General features: G+C 68.6%; 17 protein-coding genes. 8 read left to right on the top strand and 9 right to left on the bottom strand.

Annotation, left to right across the window (positions count from 1 at the left end):
- Positions 1 to 20 precede the first annotated feature (20 nt).
- Genes malQ through A5730_RS04890 form a run of 3 tightly spaced genes read left to right on the top strand, consistent with a single transcriptional unit; the run spans position 21 to position 3,542 of the window.
- Positions 21 to 2,183 carry a 4-alpha-glucanotransferase gene (gene malQ / locus A5730_RS04900; RefSeq protein WP_067896395.1) on the top strand — a complete coding sequence of 721 codons (2,163 nt, stop codon included), beginning with the start codon at positions 21 to 23 and terminating at the stop codon, positions 2,181 to 2,183.
- A 4-nt stretch (positions 2,184 to 2,187) separates the two neighbouring features.
- Entirely contained in the window at positions 2,188 to 3,069 is an 882-nt protein-coding gene (locus A5730_RS04895; protein ID WP_067896393.1) for an LLM class F420-dependent oxidoreductase, read from the top strand.
- Between the two features lie 5 nt (positions 3,070 to 3,074).
- Positions 3,075 to 3,542 carry a nuclear transport factor 2 family protein gene (locus A5730_RS04890; RefSeq protein WP_067896390.1) on the top strand — a complete coding sequence of 156 codons (468 nt, stop codon included), beginning with the start codon at positions 3,075 to 3,077 and terminating at the stop codon, positions 3,540 to 3,542.
- 18 nt (positions 3,543 to 3,560) lie between these two features.
- On the opposite strand, the gene A5730_RS24905 is transcribed toward A5730_RS04890, so the two are convergent.
- On the bottom strand, positions 3,561 to 3,779 hold the full coding sequence (locus tag A5730_RS24905) for a hypothetical protein (RefSeq protein ID WP_156349497.1): 219 nt from the start codon (positions 3,777 to 3,779) through the stop codon (positions 3,561 to 3,563).
- On the opposite strand from A5730_RS24905, the gene A5730_RS24900 reads away from it, so the two are divergent.
- From A5730_RS24900 to A5730_RS04870, 3 genes are all read left to right on the top strand, one after another.
- Entirely contained in the window at positions 3,769 to 3,990 is a 222-nt protein-coding gene (locus A5730_RS24900) for a hypothetical protein (protein ID WP_067896387.1), read from the top strand. The genes A5730_RS24905 and A5730_RS24900 overlap by 11 nt on opposite strands.
- A 568-nt stretch (positions 3,991 to 4,558) precedes the next feature.
- The gene (locus tag A5730_RS04875; protein ID WP_067896438.1) at positions 4,559 to 6,304 is read left to right on the top strand and encodes a molybdopterin-dependent oxidoreductase; all 1,746 of its coding nucleotides are present in this window, start codon (positions 4,559 to 4,561) and stop codon (positions 6,302 to 6,304) included.
- An 83-nt stretch (positions 6,305 to 6,387) separates the two neighbouring features.
- Positions 6,388 to 6,666 (top strand): hypothetical protein, encoded by a 279-nt coding sequence (locus tag A5730_RS04870; RefSeq protein WP_067896384.1) that lies wholly within the window; start codon positions 6,388 to 6,390, stop codon positions 6,664 to 6,666.
- Positions 6,667 to 6,690: 24 nt separating this feature from the next.
- Here the strand turns inward: A5730_RS04870 and A5730_RS04865 are convergent, their stop codons facing one another.
- Entirely contained in the window at positions 6,691 to 7,119 is a 429-nt protein-coding gene (locus A5730_RS04865) for an SRPBCC family protein (RefSeq protein ID WP_082459812.1), read from the bottom strand.
- A gap of 115 nt (positions 7,120 to 7,234) precedes the next feature.
- Complete coding sequence (locus A5730_RS04860) at positions 7,235 to 7,792, bottom strand: hypothetical protein (RefSeq protein ID WP_067896381.1); 558 nt, start codon at positions 7,790 to 7,792, stop codon at positions 7,235 to 7,237.
- Between the two features lie 198 nt (positions 7,793 to 7,990).
- Here A5730_RS04860 and A5730_RS04855 point away from each other — a divergent pair, with 198 nt between their 5' ends.
- The gene (locus A5730_RS04855; RefSeq protein WP_067896436.1) at positions 7,991 to 9,742 is read left to right on the top strand and encodes a DUF4407 domain-containing protein; all 1,752 of its coding nucleotides are present in this window, start codon (positions 7,991 to 7,993) and stop codon (positions 9,740 to 9,742) included.
- On the opposite strand, the gene A5730_RS25380 is transcribed toward A5730_RS04855, so the two are convergent.
- From A5730_RS25380 to A5730_RS04845, 3 genes are read right to left on the bottom strand one after another with little or no spacing between them, the layout of a single operon-like run.
- Positions 9,707 to 9,943 carry a CGNR zinc finger domain-containing protein gene (locus A5730_RS25380; RefSeq protein WP_082946716.1) on the bottom strand — a complete coding sequence of 79 codons (237 nt, stop codon included), beginning with the start codon at positions 9,941 to 9,943 and terminating at the stop codon, positions 9,707 to 9,709. The genes A5730_RS04855 and A5730_RS25380 overlap by 36 nt on opposite strands.
- Positions 9,874 to 10,704: a DAPG hydrolase family protein gene (locus tag A5730_RS04850; RefSeq protein WP_067896378.1), complete on the bottom strand. Its 831-nt coding sequence runs from the start codon at positions 10,702 to 10,704 to the stop codon at positions 9,874 to 9,876. The genes A5730_RS25380 and A5730_RS04850 overlap by 70 nt, the downstream gene beginning before the upstream one ends.
- Positions 10,704 to 12,044, bottom strand: coding sequence for an FAD-binding oxidoreductase (locus A5730_RS04845; protein ID WP_067896375.1), 1,341 nt, complete (start codon positions 12,042 to 12,044; stop codon positions 10,704 to 10,706). The genes A5730_RS04850 and A5730_RS04845 overlap by 1 nt, the downstream gene beginning before the upstream one ends.
- Before the next feature lie 66 nt (positions 12,045 to 12,110).
- Between A5730_RS04845 and A5730_RS04840 the strand changes: the two genes are divergently transcribed.
- Positions 12,111 to 12,857 (top strand): IclR family transcriptional regulator, encoded by a 747-nt coding sequence (locus tag A5730_RS04840; protein WP_067896372.1) that lies wholly within the window; start codon positions 12,111 to 12,113, stop codon positions 12,855 to 12,857.
- A 51-nt stretch (positions 12,858 to 12,908) separates the two neighbouring features.
- Here A5730_RS04840 and A5730_RS04835 read toward each other — a convergent pair whose 3' ends face one another.
- The 3 genes from A5730_RS04835 to A5730_RS04825 form a co-directional block, all read right to left on the bottom strand.
- The gene (locus A5730_RS04835; protein ID WP_055402192.1) at positions 12,909 to 13,196 is read right to left on the bottom strand and encodes an ANTAR domain-containing protein; all 288 of its coding nucleotides are present in this window, start codon (positions 13,194 to 13,196) and stop codon (positions 12,909 to 12,911) included.
- A gap of 204 nt (positions 13,197 to 13,400) precedes the next feature.
- Positions 13,401 to 14,765: a wax ester/triacylglycerol synthase domain-containing protein gene (locus A5730_RS04830; protein ID WP_067896369.1), complete on the bottom strand. Its 1,365-nt coding sequence runs from the start codon at positions 14,763 to 14,765 to the stop codon at positions 13,401 to 13,403.
- Between the two features lie 106 nt (positions 14,766 to 14,871).
- Positions 14,872 to 16,104: a CaiB/BaiF CoA-transferase family protein gene (locus A5730_RS04825; RefSeq protein WP_067896366.1), complete on the bottom strand. Its 1,233-nt coding sequence runs from the start codon at positions 16,102 to 16,104 to the stop codon at positions 14,872 to 14,874.
- Positions 16,105 to 16,242: the final 138 nt, after the last annotated feature.

The following is a 16,242-nucleotide window of genomic DNA, read 5'->3' as shown; positions in this document are numbered from 1 at the left end:
ATGGCAGCAAGATGAGCGGTATGAGTGAGCTCGCGCCGTCGCTGGTCGAACTTGCCAAGCGGTACGGCATCGCGACCGAGTACCAGGACTGGACGGGGCGGCGGGTGCCGGTCTCCGAAACCACCCTGGTGGCCGTGTTGGCCGCGCTCGGCGTGGCGGCCGGCACCGAACGGGAGCGCAACGCCGCCCTGACCGCGAAGCTGCGCGCGTATTGGGCGCGCCGGCTGCCGCCGCCGATCGTCGGCCGCGCCGGTGAGCAGACGCGATTCTGGGTGCACGTGACCCACGGCGATCCCGCCGAGGTGTTGGTGCAGCTCGAGGACGGTTCGGTGCACGGCGGGATTCAGCAGGTCGACAACTTCACCCCGCCGTTCGACTTGGACGGCCGCTGGGTCGGCGAGGCCAGCTTCGTGCTGCCGGCCGACCTGCCGCTGGGTTATCACCGGGTGCGTCTGCGCTCCCGCGACGGCGAGACCAGCACCGCGCTGATCATGACGCCGGACTGGCTCGGGCTGCCCGAGCGGCTCGGCGCCCGCCGCGCCTGGGGACTGGCCACCCAGCTCTACAGCGTGCGGTCCAGCCAGTCGTGGGGCGTCGGCGACCTGACCGACCTGACCGACCTGGCCGTGTGGTCGGCGTCGCGGCACGGCGCGGACTACGTGTTGGTCAATCCGCTGCACGCGGCGGCCCCCACGCGCCCCATGGAACCGTCGCCCTATCTGCCGACATCGCGGCGCTTCGTCAACCCGATTTACCTTCGCGTCGAGTCGATTCCGGAGTTCGCCGAGCTAGAGAAGCGCAGCCGGGTGCGACGGCTGCGCTCCGAGGTCCAGGAGCGGGCCGCCCGGCTCGACGCCATCGATCGCGACAGCGCGTGGGCGGCTAAGCGGGCCGCGCTCGAGCTGGTGCATCGGGTGCCGCGCTCGGCGGGCCGCGAGCTGTCCTACGCGGCCTTCCGCGCCCGGGAGGGCGGCGCGCTCGACGACTTCGCCACGTGGTGCGCCCTTGCCGAAAAGCACGGCGACGACTGGCATGCCTGGCCGAAGTCGCTCCGGCACCCCGACGCGCCGGGTGTCGCCAAATTCGTCGAAAAGCATTCCGAGACAGTCGATTTCCATCGATGGCTGCAGTGGCAACTCGATGAGCAACTCGCTTCGGCGCAGTCGCAGGCCCTGCGCGCGGGCATGGCGCTGGGCGTGATGCACGACCTGGCCGTCGGCGTGCATCCCAACGGCGCCGACGCGTGGGCCATGCAGGACGTGTTGGCGCTCGGCGTGACCGCCGGCGCTCCCCCGGACGAGTTCAATCAACTCGGCCAGGACTGGTCCCAGCCGCCGTGGCGGCCCGACGGGCTGGACGCGCAGGAATATCGGCCGTTTCGGGCGTTGATCCGGGCGGTGCTGCGGCATGCCGGCGGCGTCCGCATCGACCACATCATCGGGTTGTTCCGGCTGTGGTGGATCCCGGAGGGCGCGCCGCCCACCCAGGGCACTTACGTGCGCTACGACCACGAGGCGATGATCGGCATCGTCGCCCTGGAAGCGCATCGCGCCGGGGCGGTGGTCGTCGGCGAGGACCTCGGCACCGTCGAACCGTGGGTGCGCGACTACCTGCTGCTGCGCGGCCTGCTCGGCACGTCGATCCTCTGGTTCGAGCTCGACCGGGACGGCAACGGCGGTCCGCTGCCCGCCGAGCGCTGGCGCGAGTACTGCCTGTCCTCGGTGACCACCCACGATCTGCCGCCCACAGCCGGCTACCTGGCGGGCGACCACGTGCGGCTGCGCGAATCGCTGGGATTGCTGACCCGGCCCGCCGAGGAGGAGCTCGCCTCCGATCGCGCGGAGCTGGCGGGCTGGATCGCGGAGTTGAACCGGGTGGGCTTGCTCGACGAGGGTGACACCGACCCGGACAGCATCGTGCTCGCCCTGTACCGCTATCTCGGGCGGACCCCGTCGCGGCTGGTGGGCGTCGCGCTGACCGACGCGGTGGGCGACCGGCGAACCCAGAACCAGCCGGGAACCACCGACGAATACCCCAACTGGCGGGTGCCGCTGACCGCCCCGGACGGCCACCCGCTACTGCTCGAAGACGTGTTCACCGACGCCCGGGCGGCCGCACTGGTCGACGCCGTGTGCCGGGCAATCGCGCCCGCGGCCGTCGAAACCGCGCCTGTTAGCTTCTGAGGCCATGAAGGTTTCCGTCGTCGCCCCGGTGACCGACGGCGTCACCGCGGACCCCGAGTGGATGGTGAGCTTCGCCGGGCACCTCGAGCAGTGCGGGTTCGAGTCGATCGTCGTCGCCGAACACACCGTCCTGGCCACCACCTACGACAGCGTCTATCCCTACGACAGTTCGGGGCGCGTCGGGCTGGCGGCGGACTGCCCGATCCCCGATCCCCTGGAAATGTTGGCGTTCCTGGCGGCCCACACCGACCGGCTCGGGTTGGCCACCGGCGTACTCGTGCTGCCCAACCATCATCCGGTGATGCTGGCCAAACGCGCGGCGACCCTCGATGTGCTCTCGGGCGGCAGACTGCGGCTCTGTGTCGGCGTCGGCTGGCTCAAAGAAGAGGTCCAGGCGTGCGGCGCCGACTTCGACAGCCGGGGCAGGCGCGCCGACGAGCAGCTGGCCGTCCTGCGGGCGCTGTGGGCCGAGCGGCCCCAGGGCGTGTCGCACCACGGGGAGTTCTTCGACTTCGACAACGTCATGTGCTACCCCAAACCCGTTGCCCGCGAACGGCTCCCGATACACATCGGCGGGCACAGCAAGGCGGCCGCGCGCCGCGCCGGTCGGCTCGGCGACGGGTTCCAACCGCTGGGGGTCACCGGTCCCGAACTCGCGTCGCTGATCGCGCTGATGCGCGAGGAGGCCACCGCGGCCGGACGTGACCCGGCCGCCCTGGAGGTTTCGCTGGGCCACCTGGTCACAAAGATCGATGCCGAGCGGGCGGGCGCCCTCGCCGATCAGGGGGCCGACCGCCTCGTGCTGGGCATGCCGCCGACGACCGACATCGAGCAGGCCAAGGACTGGCTGTCGGCGTGCGCGCAACGCCTTTCGTTGATCGCGTGACCCCGATGACCCTGTCAGCCGACGACCGATCCGCGCTCAGCGACCTGGTGCACCGCTACGCGGCCCAGGTCGACGAGCGTCGATTCGATTTCGTGGCAGCGCTTTTCACCGACACCGCGGTGCTGCAGGTGCCCGAACCGCCCAAGTCGCTGGAACCGATTCAAACCCATCGCGGTCGAGACGCGATCGCCGCGGCCGTCGCCACCGTCGCGGCGGTCGTTCGCACCGAGCACGCCATCGTCGGCGAGGTGTATGACGGGGGCGACCGACCGGGCACCGCGCGCGGGCGCGTCGCGTGCGTCGCGCACCACTGGGACCGCCGCGGTGACGAGTTGGTCGACGTGGTCTGGCATCTGCGCTACGACGACTCCTACGAGCTGACCGACCGCTGGCGGATCTGCCGCCGGGCCCTGACCATCAACGCGATCGAGACCCGTCCGGTCCGCCGAGTCCGGCCACCCGACGCGAATTAGCTTTGAACCATTCGCCCGTTAACTGGGGCACACCTGCTTGACCCACCCGTCGACAAGCTTGTTGTTCTTGGTGTAATCCGGGTCATCGAAGTGGGCGCCGCCCACGCTGGCGAAATGTTCGATCGCATCTTTGACCGAAGCCGGCGGGTTGTATCGCTCCAGGGTGTCGGCGGCCTTGCGCGCGGCGTCTTTGTCCGATGCGGCCAGCAAATCGACGTTCGCCCCGGTGACATCCACGCACTGGCTGGAATCCAGGGTTGCGACGGCGGGCGCGTTTGCGGAACTGGTATCGCTCGACGCAGCGCTGGACGAGGTAGTTGCTGTGGAGGTCGAACGACTGCTCGTGGCCGAACTCGCCGGAGAACTCGCAGGTTTGCTGCTCGAGCAGCCGGCCATTAGTGCCGCCGCAAGGACAAGGGCCGTAATCAGCCAGCGTCGCATCATGTAAACCTCCAAATCGAATTGTATTTTTATTTGCCCGAACATTGCCTGTCGATGCGCGGTCGTCCGGACGCCGTACAGTAACCCAACTTTGGTGGGGCCGCTCGGCTTTGTGCCGCGAATTCATTTTGCTGGCGGGGGCCAAACGCAGCCGTTGCGGCGGGCATCGCGCCGTGGGCGTCGGTGCAGCCGCCCGGGACCGCTCCCGGAACCCGGCCGGCGCGTCGATGCGTGGCGCCCGGCGCGCCGCCGGGATCATCCAGAAACTTGTGCCCAAATCCACAGGCGCCTTTAAGGAACCGTATATGCGGCGATATCACCGGTTTTGTTGAGCAAATGCTGAAACGGCTATCCGTGCCGGGGCGGATTTTGCCCGTCGGCAACTGTTGCCGGCGGCCGTACCGTTTCCGACGCCGCGTGGCGGCGCTTTTCTTCCCGATCGAGTCCAATTAATCCAATTGCGTTCGTGTATTTTCGGCCGCGTGACGAACACCGAACATCGGAACCGCAACGTCGACATTTCTGAAGCCACCGCGGAACGGCAAGCACCGAACGGCAACGTATCGACACTCGCAGTGGGCACGCCGCTTCAGTCCGCCCCGGACTACCGCAACGAGATCCACACCGCCGAAGACATCATCGATGTCGAAACCTACGGTGGCGGTTTCGATCTCACCCGGCGGGCGACCGCCCCGAAGCTGCGCATCGGCCGCGACCGGTGGTTCAACCTGCTGTGGCTGATCCCGATCGGTTTCGCCCTGTTGGTCGTGGGCGTGGCGATCGGCAAAGGCCTGCACAACATGCCGGCGGTGCAGTCGTTCATCCAGCGCTACCCGGGAACCGACACCCACACCGGTGTCAGCCCGGGCCTGCCCGCATGGATCGGGTGGACCCACTTCTTCAACCTGTTCATGATGATGTTCATCATCCGGACGGGCATCCAGATCCTTTGTGACCATCCCCGGCTCTACTTCAGCCGCAACGCCACCCCGGGCAAGGACGAGTGGTTGCGGGTGGGGCCGCCGGTGCCCGACGACGAGCTGTGGACGGCCAACGCCGACACCGTCGCGCTGCCACCGCAACTCGGGTTGCCGGGATTCCGGCATTCCATCGGGCTGGCCCGGTGGTGGCACCTCGGCATCGACGTGCTCTGGCTCGTCAACGGGTTGGTCTTCTACGTGCTGCTGTTCGCCACCGGTCAGTGGCGCCACATCGTGCCCACCAATTGGGATGTCTTTCCCAACGCCGTATCCGTTGCGGTGCAGTACCTCTCGCTGGACTGGCCAAAGGACAACGGCTGGGTCGCCTACAACGGCCTGCAGCTGCTCGCCTATTTCACGACGGTTTTCATCGCCGCGCCGGCGGCCCTGATCACCGGCTTGGGCATGTCGCCGGCACTGTCGCAGCGCGTCCACTGGCTGAGCAAGCGGCTGAGCATTCAGCACGCGCGCTCCCTGCATTTCGTTGTGCTGGTGTACTTCCTGTTCTTCATCTTGGTCCACGTGACGATGGTGTTGACCACCGGCGCGCTGCAGAACCTCAACCACATGTTCGCCTCGCGTGACGACGACAGCTGGGTGGGTTTCTGGATCTTCGCCGCGGCGATGGTGGTGACGGCGGTCGCCTGGGTGTGGGCCACGCCCTTCACCATTCGCCATCCCCGGGTGATCCAGCGGGTCGGCTACGCGCTCGTCGGCCCGTTCCAGCGCCTGCTGGAGCAACTCGACCCGAAGCCGGGCGCCTTCACCGAAAAGGACATCTCGCCGCACCACTGGCGCAACGGCCGCCTGCCGGAGACCGTCGAATACAAGGAGCTGGAGGCCAACGACTTCAAGGACTGGCGGCTCAAGGTCTACGGTCTGGTCGAGCACCCGATGGAGTTCTCGCTCGAGGACCTGAAGGCGCTGCCCTACCACGAGCAGATCAGCCAGCACTTCTGCATCCAGGCCTGGTCGGGCGTCGCGAAATGGGGTGGCGTGCAAATGAAGACGATCATGGACATCGTCAAGCCGCTGCCGGAAGCCAAATGGGCGGTGTTTTATTCGATGGGCCTCGGCGCGACCGGCGGCATCTATTACAACGCCCACCACATCGGTCAGCTGGACCACCACATGACGATGCTCGCCTACAACATGAACGACCAGCCGCTCCCCTACATGCACGGCAAGCCGCTGCGGTTGCGCAACGAATTGCAGCACGGCTTCAAGCTCGTCAAGTGGATCAAGGGAATCGAGTTCGTCGCCGACTACCGCGACATCGGCAGCGGCTACGGCGGTTACAGCGAGGACCACAAGTACTTCGGGCGGCACCAGACGCTGTAGCCGGCCGCCCCCGTCGTTTGTTCCGACGGCGATTCGGGTAGCTCCCAAAAAGCGCCCGAACGAAGCGACCGGAGGAGGCGGCCATGACGCACGGCCCTGTCGAGAGCACCACTCGCCGACTCGGTGCCAAGCGAGACTTCGACGATTTCGGGCGCACGCCCGGGCTGGTCATCGTCGGGGCCGCGGTCCTGGCGTTCGCGGTGTGCGTGGCCACTTTCGCGCTGGGAGACGCCGGCGCGGGGGTGGCCGCCGCCATCTTCGCCATGCTCGCGTTCGGGGCCGGCCTGGCATGGCTTGCCATGGACCGCAGGCGGATTCGCGAGACGGAGCGGGACTGGCCGGTCGGCCACGCGGCGCGCTAGACCGTCTCGCCTATTGCAGCGAACCTATTGCAGCGAGGCCAGGTTTTTCACGGACTTTTCCACGTCGGAGCGCAGAACGCGGGCGACCAACCCTCCGATCGGACCGCTGAGCAATCCGCCCCGCAGGTCGGCGGTGAGGTGAAAATCGGTCCCCGGATGCTTGTCCGTGACGGTCATCGCCACGCCGAGCCGAATACCGCCGCGTCCGCGGCCTTGCAGCTCAATCGATTTCGGCTCGTCGTAGCGGGTGACCGTCCAGTGAATGACGTTGCGGAAACCCTTGACCTTCACGCACGACGAAACGCAGGTGCCCTCCTCGATCTGGTCGGGAATGGGCCCGCGCCAGCCGGCGAAAATCGTCATCCACTCGTCGAATCGGCTGAGGTCGGACGCCAGCTTCCAGGCGGCCTCCGGGTCCACCTTCGACGACACCGAAACATCCACTCGTGCCAAGTCCTGCCGCTCCTCCCCAGACGATGGTGGCGGTTTGGCGCCACCATGGCAGCGCGGCCACCGGCGCGCAACGGGGACTGAGTACCCCGGGCGGGCCGAGCCTATGCGTTGCGCGCTAGGGCCAGGTTTCGTTCAGTTGCTGCGCCACGTCGATTATCTGCGCGGACTGCGACTGGGGCGCGTCGATCTCCTCGGCGACGTACTGGGCGACGAACCGGCGGATCTCGCCGTCGACGCCGGCGAGGATGCGCAACACCTCACCGCGGAAGGACTTCGACGACACGTTGACCGTGATGTCGGAGGGCCGCGGCTTGCTGACGTCGACGATCAGCAGCAGCGGCTCGGCGGCCCGCGCCGTCGCCCGCAACGCGATGTCTCCGGAGACCACGAACCGCTGCTTGTCGAGCCGAAGGTCGAGCAGCAGATCGATCGACAGGGGGATGTGGATGACGAACGTGATGCTGTCACCCAGGCGACGGGTGACCTTGGGTTCGTGGATCTTGACGTTGGCGCTCACCTTGGCGATGCCGCCGGGCCCCTGCGCGATGGGCTCCATGGCGAACTCGTTGCCGGCGATGTCGGCGAAGGCGGCCGCGACACGCTCGGGGGTGACGGCGACCTCGAAGAATCTGCGTCCGAACTCTTCGTAGGTGAGATAATCGTGATTCTCCATAGGCTTATACCGTCTCATGTCGGCCGTCGGAACCGTCGCTGATCTGCACGCGTCGCCAAAAATCCGCGTCCGCAGCTCCCCCGCCCGGATCACCGGCGATTCGGCCGCGTTGTTGTGAAGCACGCCACACGGGGGGCCGTTCGATTCGGTGCGGCGGGCGGTGGCCTGGGAGGCTTGTTGACTTGGGAGGTGTTTTCGATGTGCGCCCAGATGGTTACCGACCGGCGCTCGGAAGTCTCGCCCGCGGGCGTGCTCACCTGGCTCGGCGGCGGGCAGTCGCGGGAACTGGGTGAGCGCCACGAGCGCTCCACGCACGCGGTGGCCGGCGCCGTGGTGTTGTTCGGCGGGTTGCTGGCCTGGCTGGTCGCGACCCTGGCGGTGAGCGAGTCGGCCCGCTGGCCACTGCTTGCGGTGCTGCCGCTGGCCTTGGTCTTCGGCCTGCTAATCGGCGCGGTCACCCGCGCGACCACCTCGGGGTCTCACCGCGGCCGCCCCGGCGTTGCCGCACGCGCGGTGGTTGCGGCGGCGCTCGGCGTCGTCGTCGGTGAACTTGCCGCCATCGTCCTGCTGTCCGGCTCGATCGACCACCGTCTCGACGAACGCGCCCTGCGCGGCGCCGGATCGGCGGCACCGGTCGCGCAGGCGTCGGCGGCGCTGCAACAAACCAGGAACGCGCGCGCCGCGCTCGACGGCGCCGTCGACCGGGCCCACCAGCAGCAGGATCAGGCCCTGGTCACCGCGCGCTGCGAATACCGTCCGACCCCCGGCTGCCCGCAGACCCGGATCACCGGTGATCCCGGCGCCGGGCCCGAAACACGAACGGCGAACGAACTTCTCGCCGACAGCCAGCGCGAACTCGACAGTGCCCTGGCCGCACGCGACCGCCAGGCGCCCGCGCTGGACGCGACGATCGCGCGCCAGGAACGAGCGCTGGACGAAGCGCGCCGCGGCGTGGTCGCCGGCGCCGATCACGGACTCGGCGCGCGCTGGGTCGCGATGAACGACCTGGGCGCCGGCGCGCTGACGCTTCGGCTGCTGACCGACGCCTTTTGCGTACTGCTCTACCTGCTGCCGCTGATCCTGGGCCGCTGGCGCGGCGAGACCACCCACGATCGCCACACGGCGGCGCGCGCCGAGCGCGAACGCGCGGAACTCGAGGCGGACACCGCGATCGCGATCAAGCGGGCCGAGATCCGTCGGGAGGCCGAGATCATGTGGGCCGAGCACCAGCTGACCCAGGCCCGGCTGGCCATCGAGGCCCAGACCGAAATCGACCGGGAGCAGCAGCGTCGGCGGATCGCGGATGCCATCGAACCGCCGGTGGTGAAGGCATCGTCGCAACGCGCCTTCGAGCCGGCCGACGACGACATCTACCTGCCCATCGCGGCGGAAGCCGAGGCCGCCAGCCGCGCGGCCATGGGGCTGCCGACCCCGACGCACAGCGCCGAGGTGGAGAACTTGCCGGCGCCCGTCGCGCGGGAGGTCGCGCTCCCTGAAGAGCGCACCGCGTCGCCGATCCCGTCGATTCCCGACGCCACCAAGGCGGCCGCGCGGTGGATCCGCCCGCTGGTGCCGCCGTTCGTCGCGCGGGTGATCGACACCACCAGCGCGCCGCTGCGCACCGCTCGCCAGGTCTTCGAAGAGGTCGAGGAGATCACCTTCGCCCTGCGCCGCACCCACAAGATCACGGTGGACTCCGAAAGTTCCGAGCCGGGCCAGGGCGCCGCCGCGGCCCCCGCCGCCGGCGAATCCGATTCCCCGAGAAGCGGATTCATCGACTCGACGCGCGCGGACCGTCCGGCGGTGACGCACCGGCAGGTGGGCGGCCGGGCGCGGCGTGGCCCAGCGCTCGGCACGTCGCAGCGGGGCACGGATCCGGAACTGACGCGGCGGGACGGACCGGCGGAGCTGGATTCACCCGCCGGCCCGCGACAGCTGCCGCCCGCCTGACGACCTGCGCTCGTAGAACCTGCGGACCCGGGCCCGGTTGCCGCAGTCGGCCGCACTGCACCAGCGGCGGTTGTGCCGGTGGCTGGTGTCGAGAAACAGCCACCCGCAGTCGTCGTCGCTAGCGGCCGCGCCTATTCGTCGCCGAAGGCCTCGAACAGTTGCGGAAGGAAGCCCGCCAGGTGATTCATCTCCTGGGCGCAATGCACCATCAGGTTGCGCGCGCTGGTCTCCGCATTACCGAGCACCCGCGCGGCGATCGGGCGCACCGCCCGCGACGCGACGCCCGGCACGTTGCGCACCTCGATGTGCCGTCCGCCCATCCAGAAGCGCGACCGCATCTCGGCCCCGGTCGGGGTCGACCGGACGTGGTGGATGAACCATCCGACGTCGACGGGGGCCTCGCTGGAGCCCAGCCGGGCACAGATCGCCACCGCCGCGTCGCTGTCGGGTGGGCAGCCCATGCTCGCCGGATCGACGAATTGGATTGCGCCGTTGAGCTTCGTCGAGCCGATGTACTCGCTGATCAGCGACCAGCGTCCGATGTAGCGCTGGGGTCCCCGACGGCCGGCCCCCTCATCGTCGCGGCCGTCTTGCCGCTGCCCTTTCCAGGCGGCGCTCAGGTGCGCCCGCGGGTGCCACAACTTGTAACGCCGGGTGTCGCAACCGTGCCAGCCGAACCACCAGGACCACATCGCGGGCGTGACGTCCGGCATGTCGGTGCGCACCGACACCTGGTAACCGCCGTCGTCGAGGACCCCGTAGCCATTCTCGGTCCGCTGGTAGCCGTCGTCGGCCACGCTCGCGGCGTCGTCGAACGCCGACAGCGCCATCGCGCCTTGCGGCCCGTGGTTCAGCGCCTCGACGACATGGATTGGCAGCGGCGCCATTTCGGGCTTGAAGAACTTGCCGAACGGGGTTTTTGCGTCGTCGTCGCGGTAGCCCAGATACGTCTCGCCGGCCATCACAGTCGTCCCATCCAGCTGTTGAACAAACCGTCGGGGTCGTACTCGGCGCGCACGCGGTCGAGCTTGGCCATGGCGGCGTCGCTGGCGAACCGCGCCGGGCGCCCGCCGAGGTTCTCGTCGGCGAGTTGAATGCCGATGGCGAACTCGGACATCGCGATCATGTTGGACTGCGCCCAGTCGGCATACTTCGCCTCGTCGGCCGGGTCCTTCCAGGACCCGTAGAGCGCCAGGTAGATGTCGCCCTCGATGCTGTAGGCCATGTCTTGGCGGGGCGGGCAGGGCCCCCAGTTCAGCCACAGAAAGTGCGCGGGATGCGGGGGCATCGTGTCCAGGATCGTCCGGATGCCCGGCAGCAGGTCTTCGGCCGGCGCCGAGGTCCACATGTTGTCCACCGCGTAGTGATGGTCGGACAGGTAGTGGCTCATCGCGACGTCATACCAGGTGGGCAAGTCGGTTGGCAGGTAGGGAATCTTGACGAGCGCCTGGTCGGCGACCGGGCAGGTGCCGAACAGTGACAGGGCCTTTTCGGCCTCCTCCTCGGAGTCGGCAAACGCCGGCGACGCGAACGAAATGCACGGGACTTCGATGCCCATGTTCGGTTCGCCGCGGGAGGCCACGGCCTGCAACTCGACGCGGGGGTCCACGTCGGCGCTGACCGCGCGGGCCCAGGTGAAAACCTCGTCCGCCAGCTCGAACGGGTAGACGTAGACGCTGGTGCCGCACACCGCGGGGCGCGGATAGAGCTTGAGGTAGAACGCCGTGACCACGGCGAAGAAGCCCGGCCCCGCGCCGCGCGCCGCCCAGTAGAGATCGGCGTTGTTGCTGGCGTCGCAGTGGATCTGTTCGCCGTCGGCGGTGACCACGTCGAGGCCGACGACGCTCTCGCAGGCCGGTCCGTAGACGCGGCTGTTCCAGCCGTAGCCGCCCTGCAGCAGGTAGCCCCCGAGGCAGACGCCCTTGCAGTGGCCGCCGGGGAAGAACAGGCCCTGCGCCTCGAGCTCGGCCATCAGCAGGCTGCCGCCCTTGCCCGGGCCCACTCGGGCGACGCCCTGCTCGGTGTCGATCGAGACGTGGTCGAGCCGGCTGACGTCGAGCAGCACGGAGCCGTCGCGCAGGTGGCTGGCGGCGAAGCTGTGCCCGCCCGAGACGACGCTGACTTTCAGTCCGTGGGCGGTGGCGTAGCGGATGCCGGCGACGATGTCGTCGGCGCCGACGGCCTGCACGATCACTTCGGGATAGCGGTCCGGCACCCGCTGGTGCCACACGGTGCGGCGGCGGGCCGCCTCGTAGCCGTCATCGCCGCGAAAGTGGTGCCGCCCGTCCGGAAGCCCGCTCATCCGAATCCCCTTCGATTCGTTCTTCGAATCTTTACGATCCGCGATGCGGAACACTATATTGGACGGATGCCGTCCCCGGGGAGAAATCTTTCGGCCGCTCGCGACGAAGGGATCCAGGTGCTGCGGCGCCGCACGGCCGCGCTGGACGAGATCGCCGCGGAGCCCGGCCGGCTGCGGCTCGTCGACCTCGGTGAGCGGCTGGGCCTGGCCAAGTCCACGTCCCGCCGGCTGCTGGTGGGCCTGGTGGAGGTCGGGCTGGCCAGCGTCGATTCCCAGGGCCGCTTCTCCCTGGGCGACCGCTTGCTCGGGTTCGGCAATTCCGACGGGGCGCGCCTTGCGGCCATCTTCCGGCCGACCATCGAACGGGTGGCGCGGGCGACCGACGGCGAAACGGTCGACCTGTCGGTGCTGCGCGGGCAGCGCATGTGGTTCATCGACCAGATCGAATCGACGCACCGCCTGCGCGCCGTCTCGGCCATCGGCGTTCGGTTCCCGCTGGAATCGACCGCCAACGGCAAGGCGGCGCTCGCGGCCCTCGACGACGCCGACGTCGAGGCGGTGCTCTCGCGCCTGGCCGCCGAGACCGCCGACCGGCTCCGCGGGGAGATCGACGAGATCCGTTGCACGGGCATCGCTTTCGACCGCGACGAGCACACCCCGGGGATATCCGCCGCCGCGATCGCGCGGCGCGCCACGGCCGACAACATGGTCGCCATCTCGGTGCCGGCGCCGACGGAGCGCTTCGCCGAAAAGGAAGAGCGCATCGTCGCCGCCTTGCGGGCGGCGGCCGAATCGCCGGCCTGGGCCCGCTAGATGTTGGAGACGGCCGGGTTTACCCCTCGAAAGCTCGGCCGTCCCAACGGGTCAGCAGGGCACCGCGGCCGACGCGAACAGCTGTCCCCACTCGTGCCGAGCCGCGGACTGCGCATCGGTGAAGCTCGGTGTCTTCTCGCCGTCGCCGGCCAGGTGCACCAGCGCCCACGCCATCGCGAATACCGGCACCTTGTGCCGCAATGCCGCGCTGTGCAATTCGTCCAGCGCGGCGTCCGACGGGCAGCGGCGCAGGCCGATGAGGATGCCCCGCGCGGTGTCGAGAATGCGGCCGGAGTGCGGGCCACACGAAGTCTGGGCGGGAACCCAATTCGTCGTCATTGATGGATACCTCCTGCGGCGCCGTCGCGAATCCGCACTCGCGTAGCGGATGAGGAATTCCTGCGCTACGCATCGTCGCGGCCGCAAACCTCAATAGCGCCCTGTGCCATGATTTGTCGATCGGCCACGTTGTGCCAGAGCACCGCCGAGATCGATACGCGCCCGTGACCGTTTCGGGATCGGCCGCTAATCAATAATTCCGAATTAGCTTGCCAAGGCGAGTAATTCGTCGAAGCCGCTGACGATCGCGTCATGGAACACGTCGTAGTCGGGAATCGCGGTGGTGTCGATGTTCAAACCGAGCGCGCAGGTGTCGACGTACGTGAGCAGGGTGACGTTGACCGCCGATCCGATCGTGGGGCCGAAGGCATACTGCGCGCGCACCGCGGCGCCACCGAGGAACACCGGCACCGGAACGCCGGGTACATCGCTGGCCACGAAATCCACGTGACGCAGGACGGAGCCGATGTACCACCGGGGCGCCAGGTTCAGGACCCCGGCGATCAATTGCGTGTACGGCAGCGACCTTTCGTTGCGCACCGCCGCGGTGCGCCGCCGTATCGCCGCGATGCGCTTCGCCGGATCGGCTTCGCCGACGGGCACGTCGAAGCGCATCAGGGTGATCCGGTTCCCGCCCATGCCGTCGTCTTCGGTTCGCAGGCTGATCGGCATCGAGATGTGCAAGTCGCCCACCTCGACGCCGTGCTTCTCGTGGTAGATGCGCAGTCCGCCCGCGACCCCGGCGACGAAAGCGTCGTTCAGCGCCCCGCCGCAGCGGTGGGCCGCCTCCCGCAGCGGCCGCTTCGGCACCTGATGCACGCCGAGGCGCCGGATCAGGCCGCGGTCGGTCGCCAGCGACGACCCGGTCCGGTTTATCGGCCGGACGGTTCGGTAGACCGACGCCGCGGTGGTCGCCGCGGAGCGGATGGTGGCCACGGGCCGCCGAACACCGTCGTACATCAAGCGCGGCACGCGGATGGCCGCGCCGGTCAGGGCTCCGTTGAGCAGGCCCGTGTCATAGCGCACGGCATCGCGATAGCCACCGAGCAGCGACGACTCCGCGACCTCCGGTTCGGGCGGCAGGGAGTCGAGCGGATACAGATTTTCGGAGAGATCGAACAGGTTCATCGCGATCTGGACACCGCCGACCCCGTCGGTCAGCGCGTGGTGGAACTTGCAGATCATGGCGGCCCCACCGTCTTGCAGGCCGTCGACGAACGTGGTCTCCCACAGCGCGCGGGCCCGGTCGAAGTCCTGCATCTCGGCCACCCGCGCCATCTCGAGCACGTCGTCGAGGGTCGCGGGCGCGGACAGGGTCGTTCGCCGCAGGTGGTAGTCCAGGTCGAAGTCGCGATAGTTCTCCCACCGCGGCGGGGCCGGCGGGGGCGACTGCACCACCCGCTGCCGGAACATCGGCAGCTTGCGGCTGATCAGGTCGAATCGCGTCCGCACTTCGCCCCAGTCCGGGGACCGGTCCAAAAGCACGACACTGACCACGGTGGATCGCAGCCGTGGGTCACTTTCCATCGCCCAGGTGAACGCGTCGCTGGCGCGCATGAATGCAGTCATGTCGGTCTCCTCGCACCGAACGTACGACCGCGGGCGGCATAGGTCACCCGGTTATCGGCACGCGATGACTTTGGTCCTCATAGATTGCGCCTTTCGTCGATGCGCCCTACAGAATCGCGTTGAGGTCCTTGGCCCTGGCGATGTCGTCCCAGTCGACGTCGAGCTCCAGCAGGATCTCCTCCGTGTGCTGGCCGTGTTCCGGCGCTCGCGCGGGCGCCGGCGGGGTTTCGTCGAACTGAACGGGCGCGGCGACGATCCGGTACTTCTCCCCGTAATCGTCGACGTTGGTGATCACGTACCCGTTGGGCTCGACCTGCGGATCATTGAGGGTTTCCCGCGGCGTCGCCAGGGCGCCCCACACGCCGGGCTCGTCCTCGAGCGCCTTTTGCCAGTGGGCCAGGTCGTGGAGGGCGAACACGTCGGTCAGGATCTGGGTGGCGGCCGCGGCGTTGGCTATCAGGTTGCTGGACGGCACGAAGCGCTCATCGGTCGCGAGCTCGGCCAGGCCCATGCGCTGACAGAAACCCGCCCAGAACTTGTCCGGCTGCAAGAACACCAACTGGATCCACCGGCCGTCCCGGGTCTTGTACCTGTTGACGAGGGGGTTGATGGCCAACCCGGGCGGTGCGCCGGGGATGCCGTCGATGTCGAAGAAGTCGGCCGCGCAGATGGACGGCGCAATCGCCCACATCGCCTGGGCCAGCAGCGACGAATCGACGATCGTCGGCTCGCCGGTGCGTTCGCGATGAAACAGCGCGGCGCACACGCCGCCGGCCAGCGTCGCCCCGCCCTGGAGGTCACCGAACCCCGGCCCCTGCACGGCGGGCGTCTCGGTGCCGAACGGCGTGAGCGTGTAGGCGACCCCGCCCCGGGCGAGGTAGGTGGCCGCGTCGAACCCGCCGCGGTCGCGATCCGGCCCGCGCACCCCAAGCCCCGTGCCGCGCGCGATGATGATTTTCGGGTTGAACGCGCGGATGTCGTCCACGGTCAGCCGGGCCCGCTCCAGCGCACCGGGAAGCCAATTGGTAAGGAACACATCGGCACTGGCCAACAGGCGGCCGAACAGCTCCCGACCGGTCTCGGACTTGATGTCGATGGCGATGCTGCGCTTGCCGCGATTGCCCAACTCGAGGATGAAATCGGCATCCGGGCGCGCCGCTTGCCGGGTGAACCCGCCGACCACCAGCGCGCGCCCCGGATCACCCGAGGCGACGCCTTCGACTTTGATCACGTCGGCACCCCAGTCCGCCAGGGCCGCACCGGCCGACGGCACGTAGGTCCACGAGGCCAACTCGACCACCCGCACCCCGGAAAGGACACCACCGCGCACGTCCGACATACCCGACTCCCTCGCCCAACGACCATTCCTTGCTATTTTAGATATTCTAGCTAGTCTAAGGCGTAGCGGTAGACCCGCTGCAGGTCAGGGCAGTTTTTTTGAAAAGGGATGCGATGGATCCGACCGTCGGCGCCGTTC

Source organism: Mycobacterium sp. ACS4054, assembly GCF_001667275.1.
Taxonomy (GTDB): Bacteria; Actinomycetota; Actinomycetes; order Mycobacteriales; family Mycobacteriaceae; genus Mycobacterium.
This window is presented reverse-complemented; position numbering and strand designations above follow the sequence as displayed.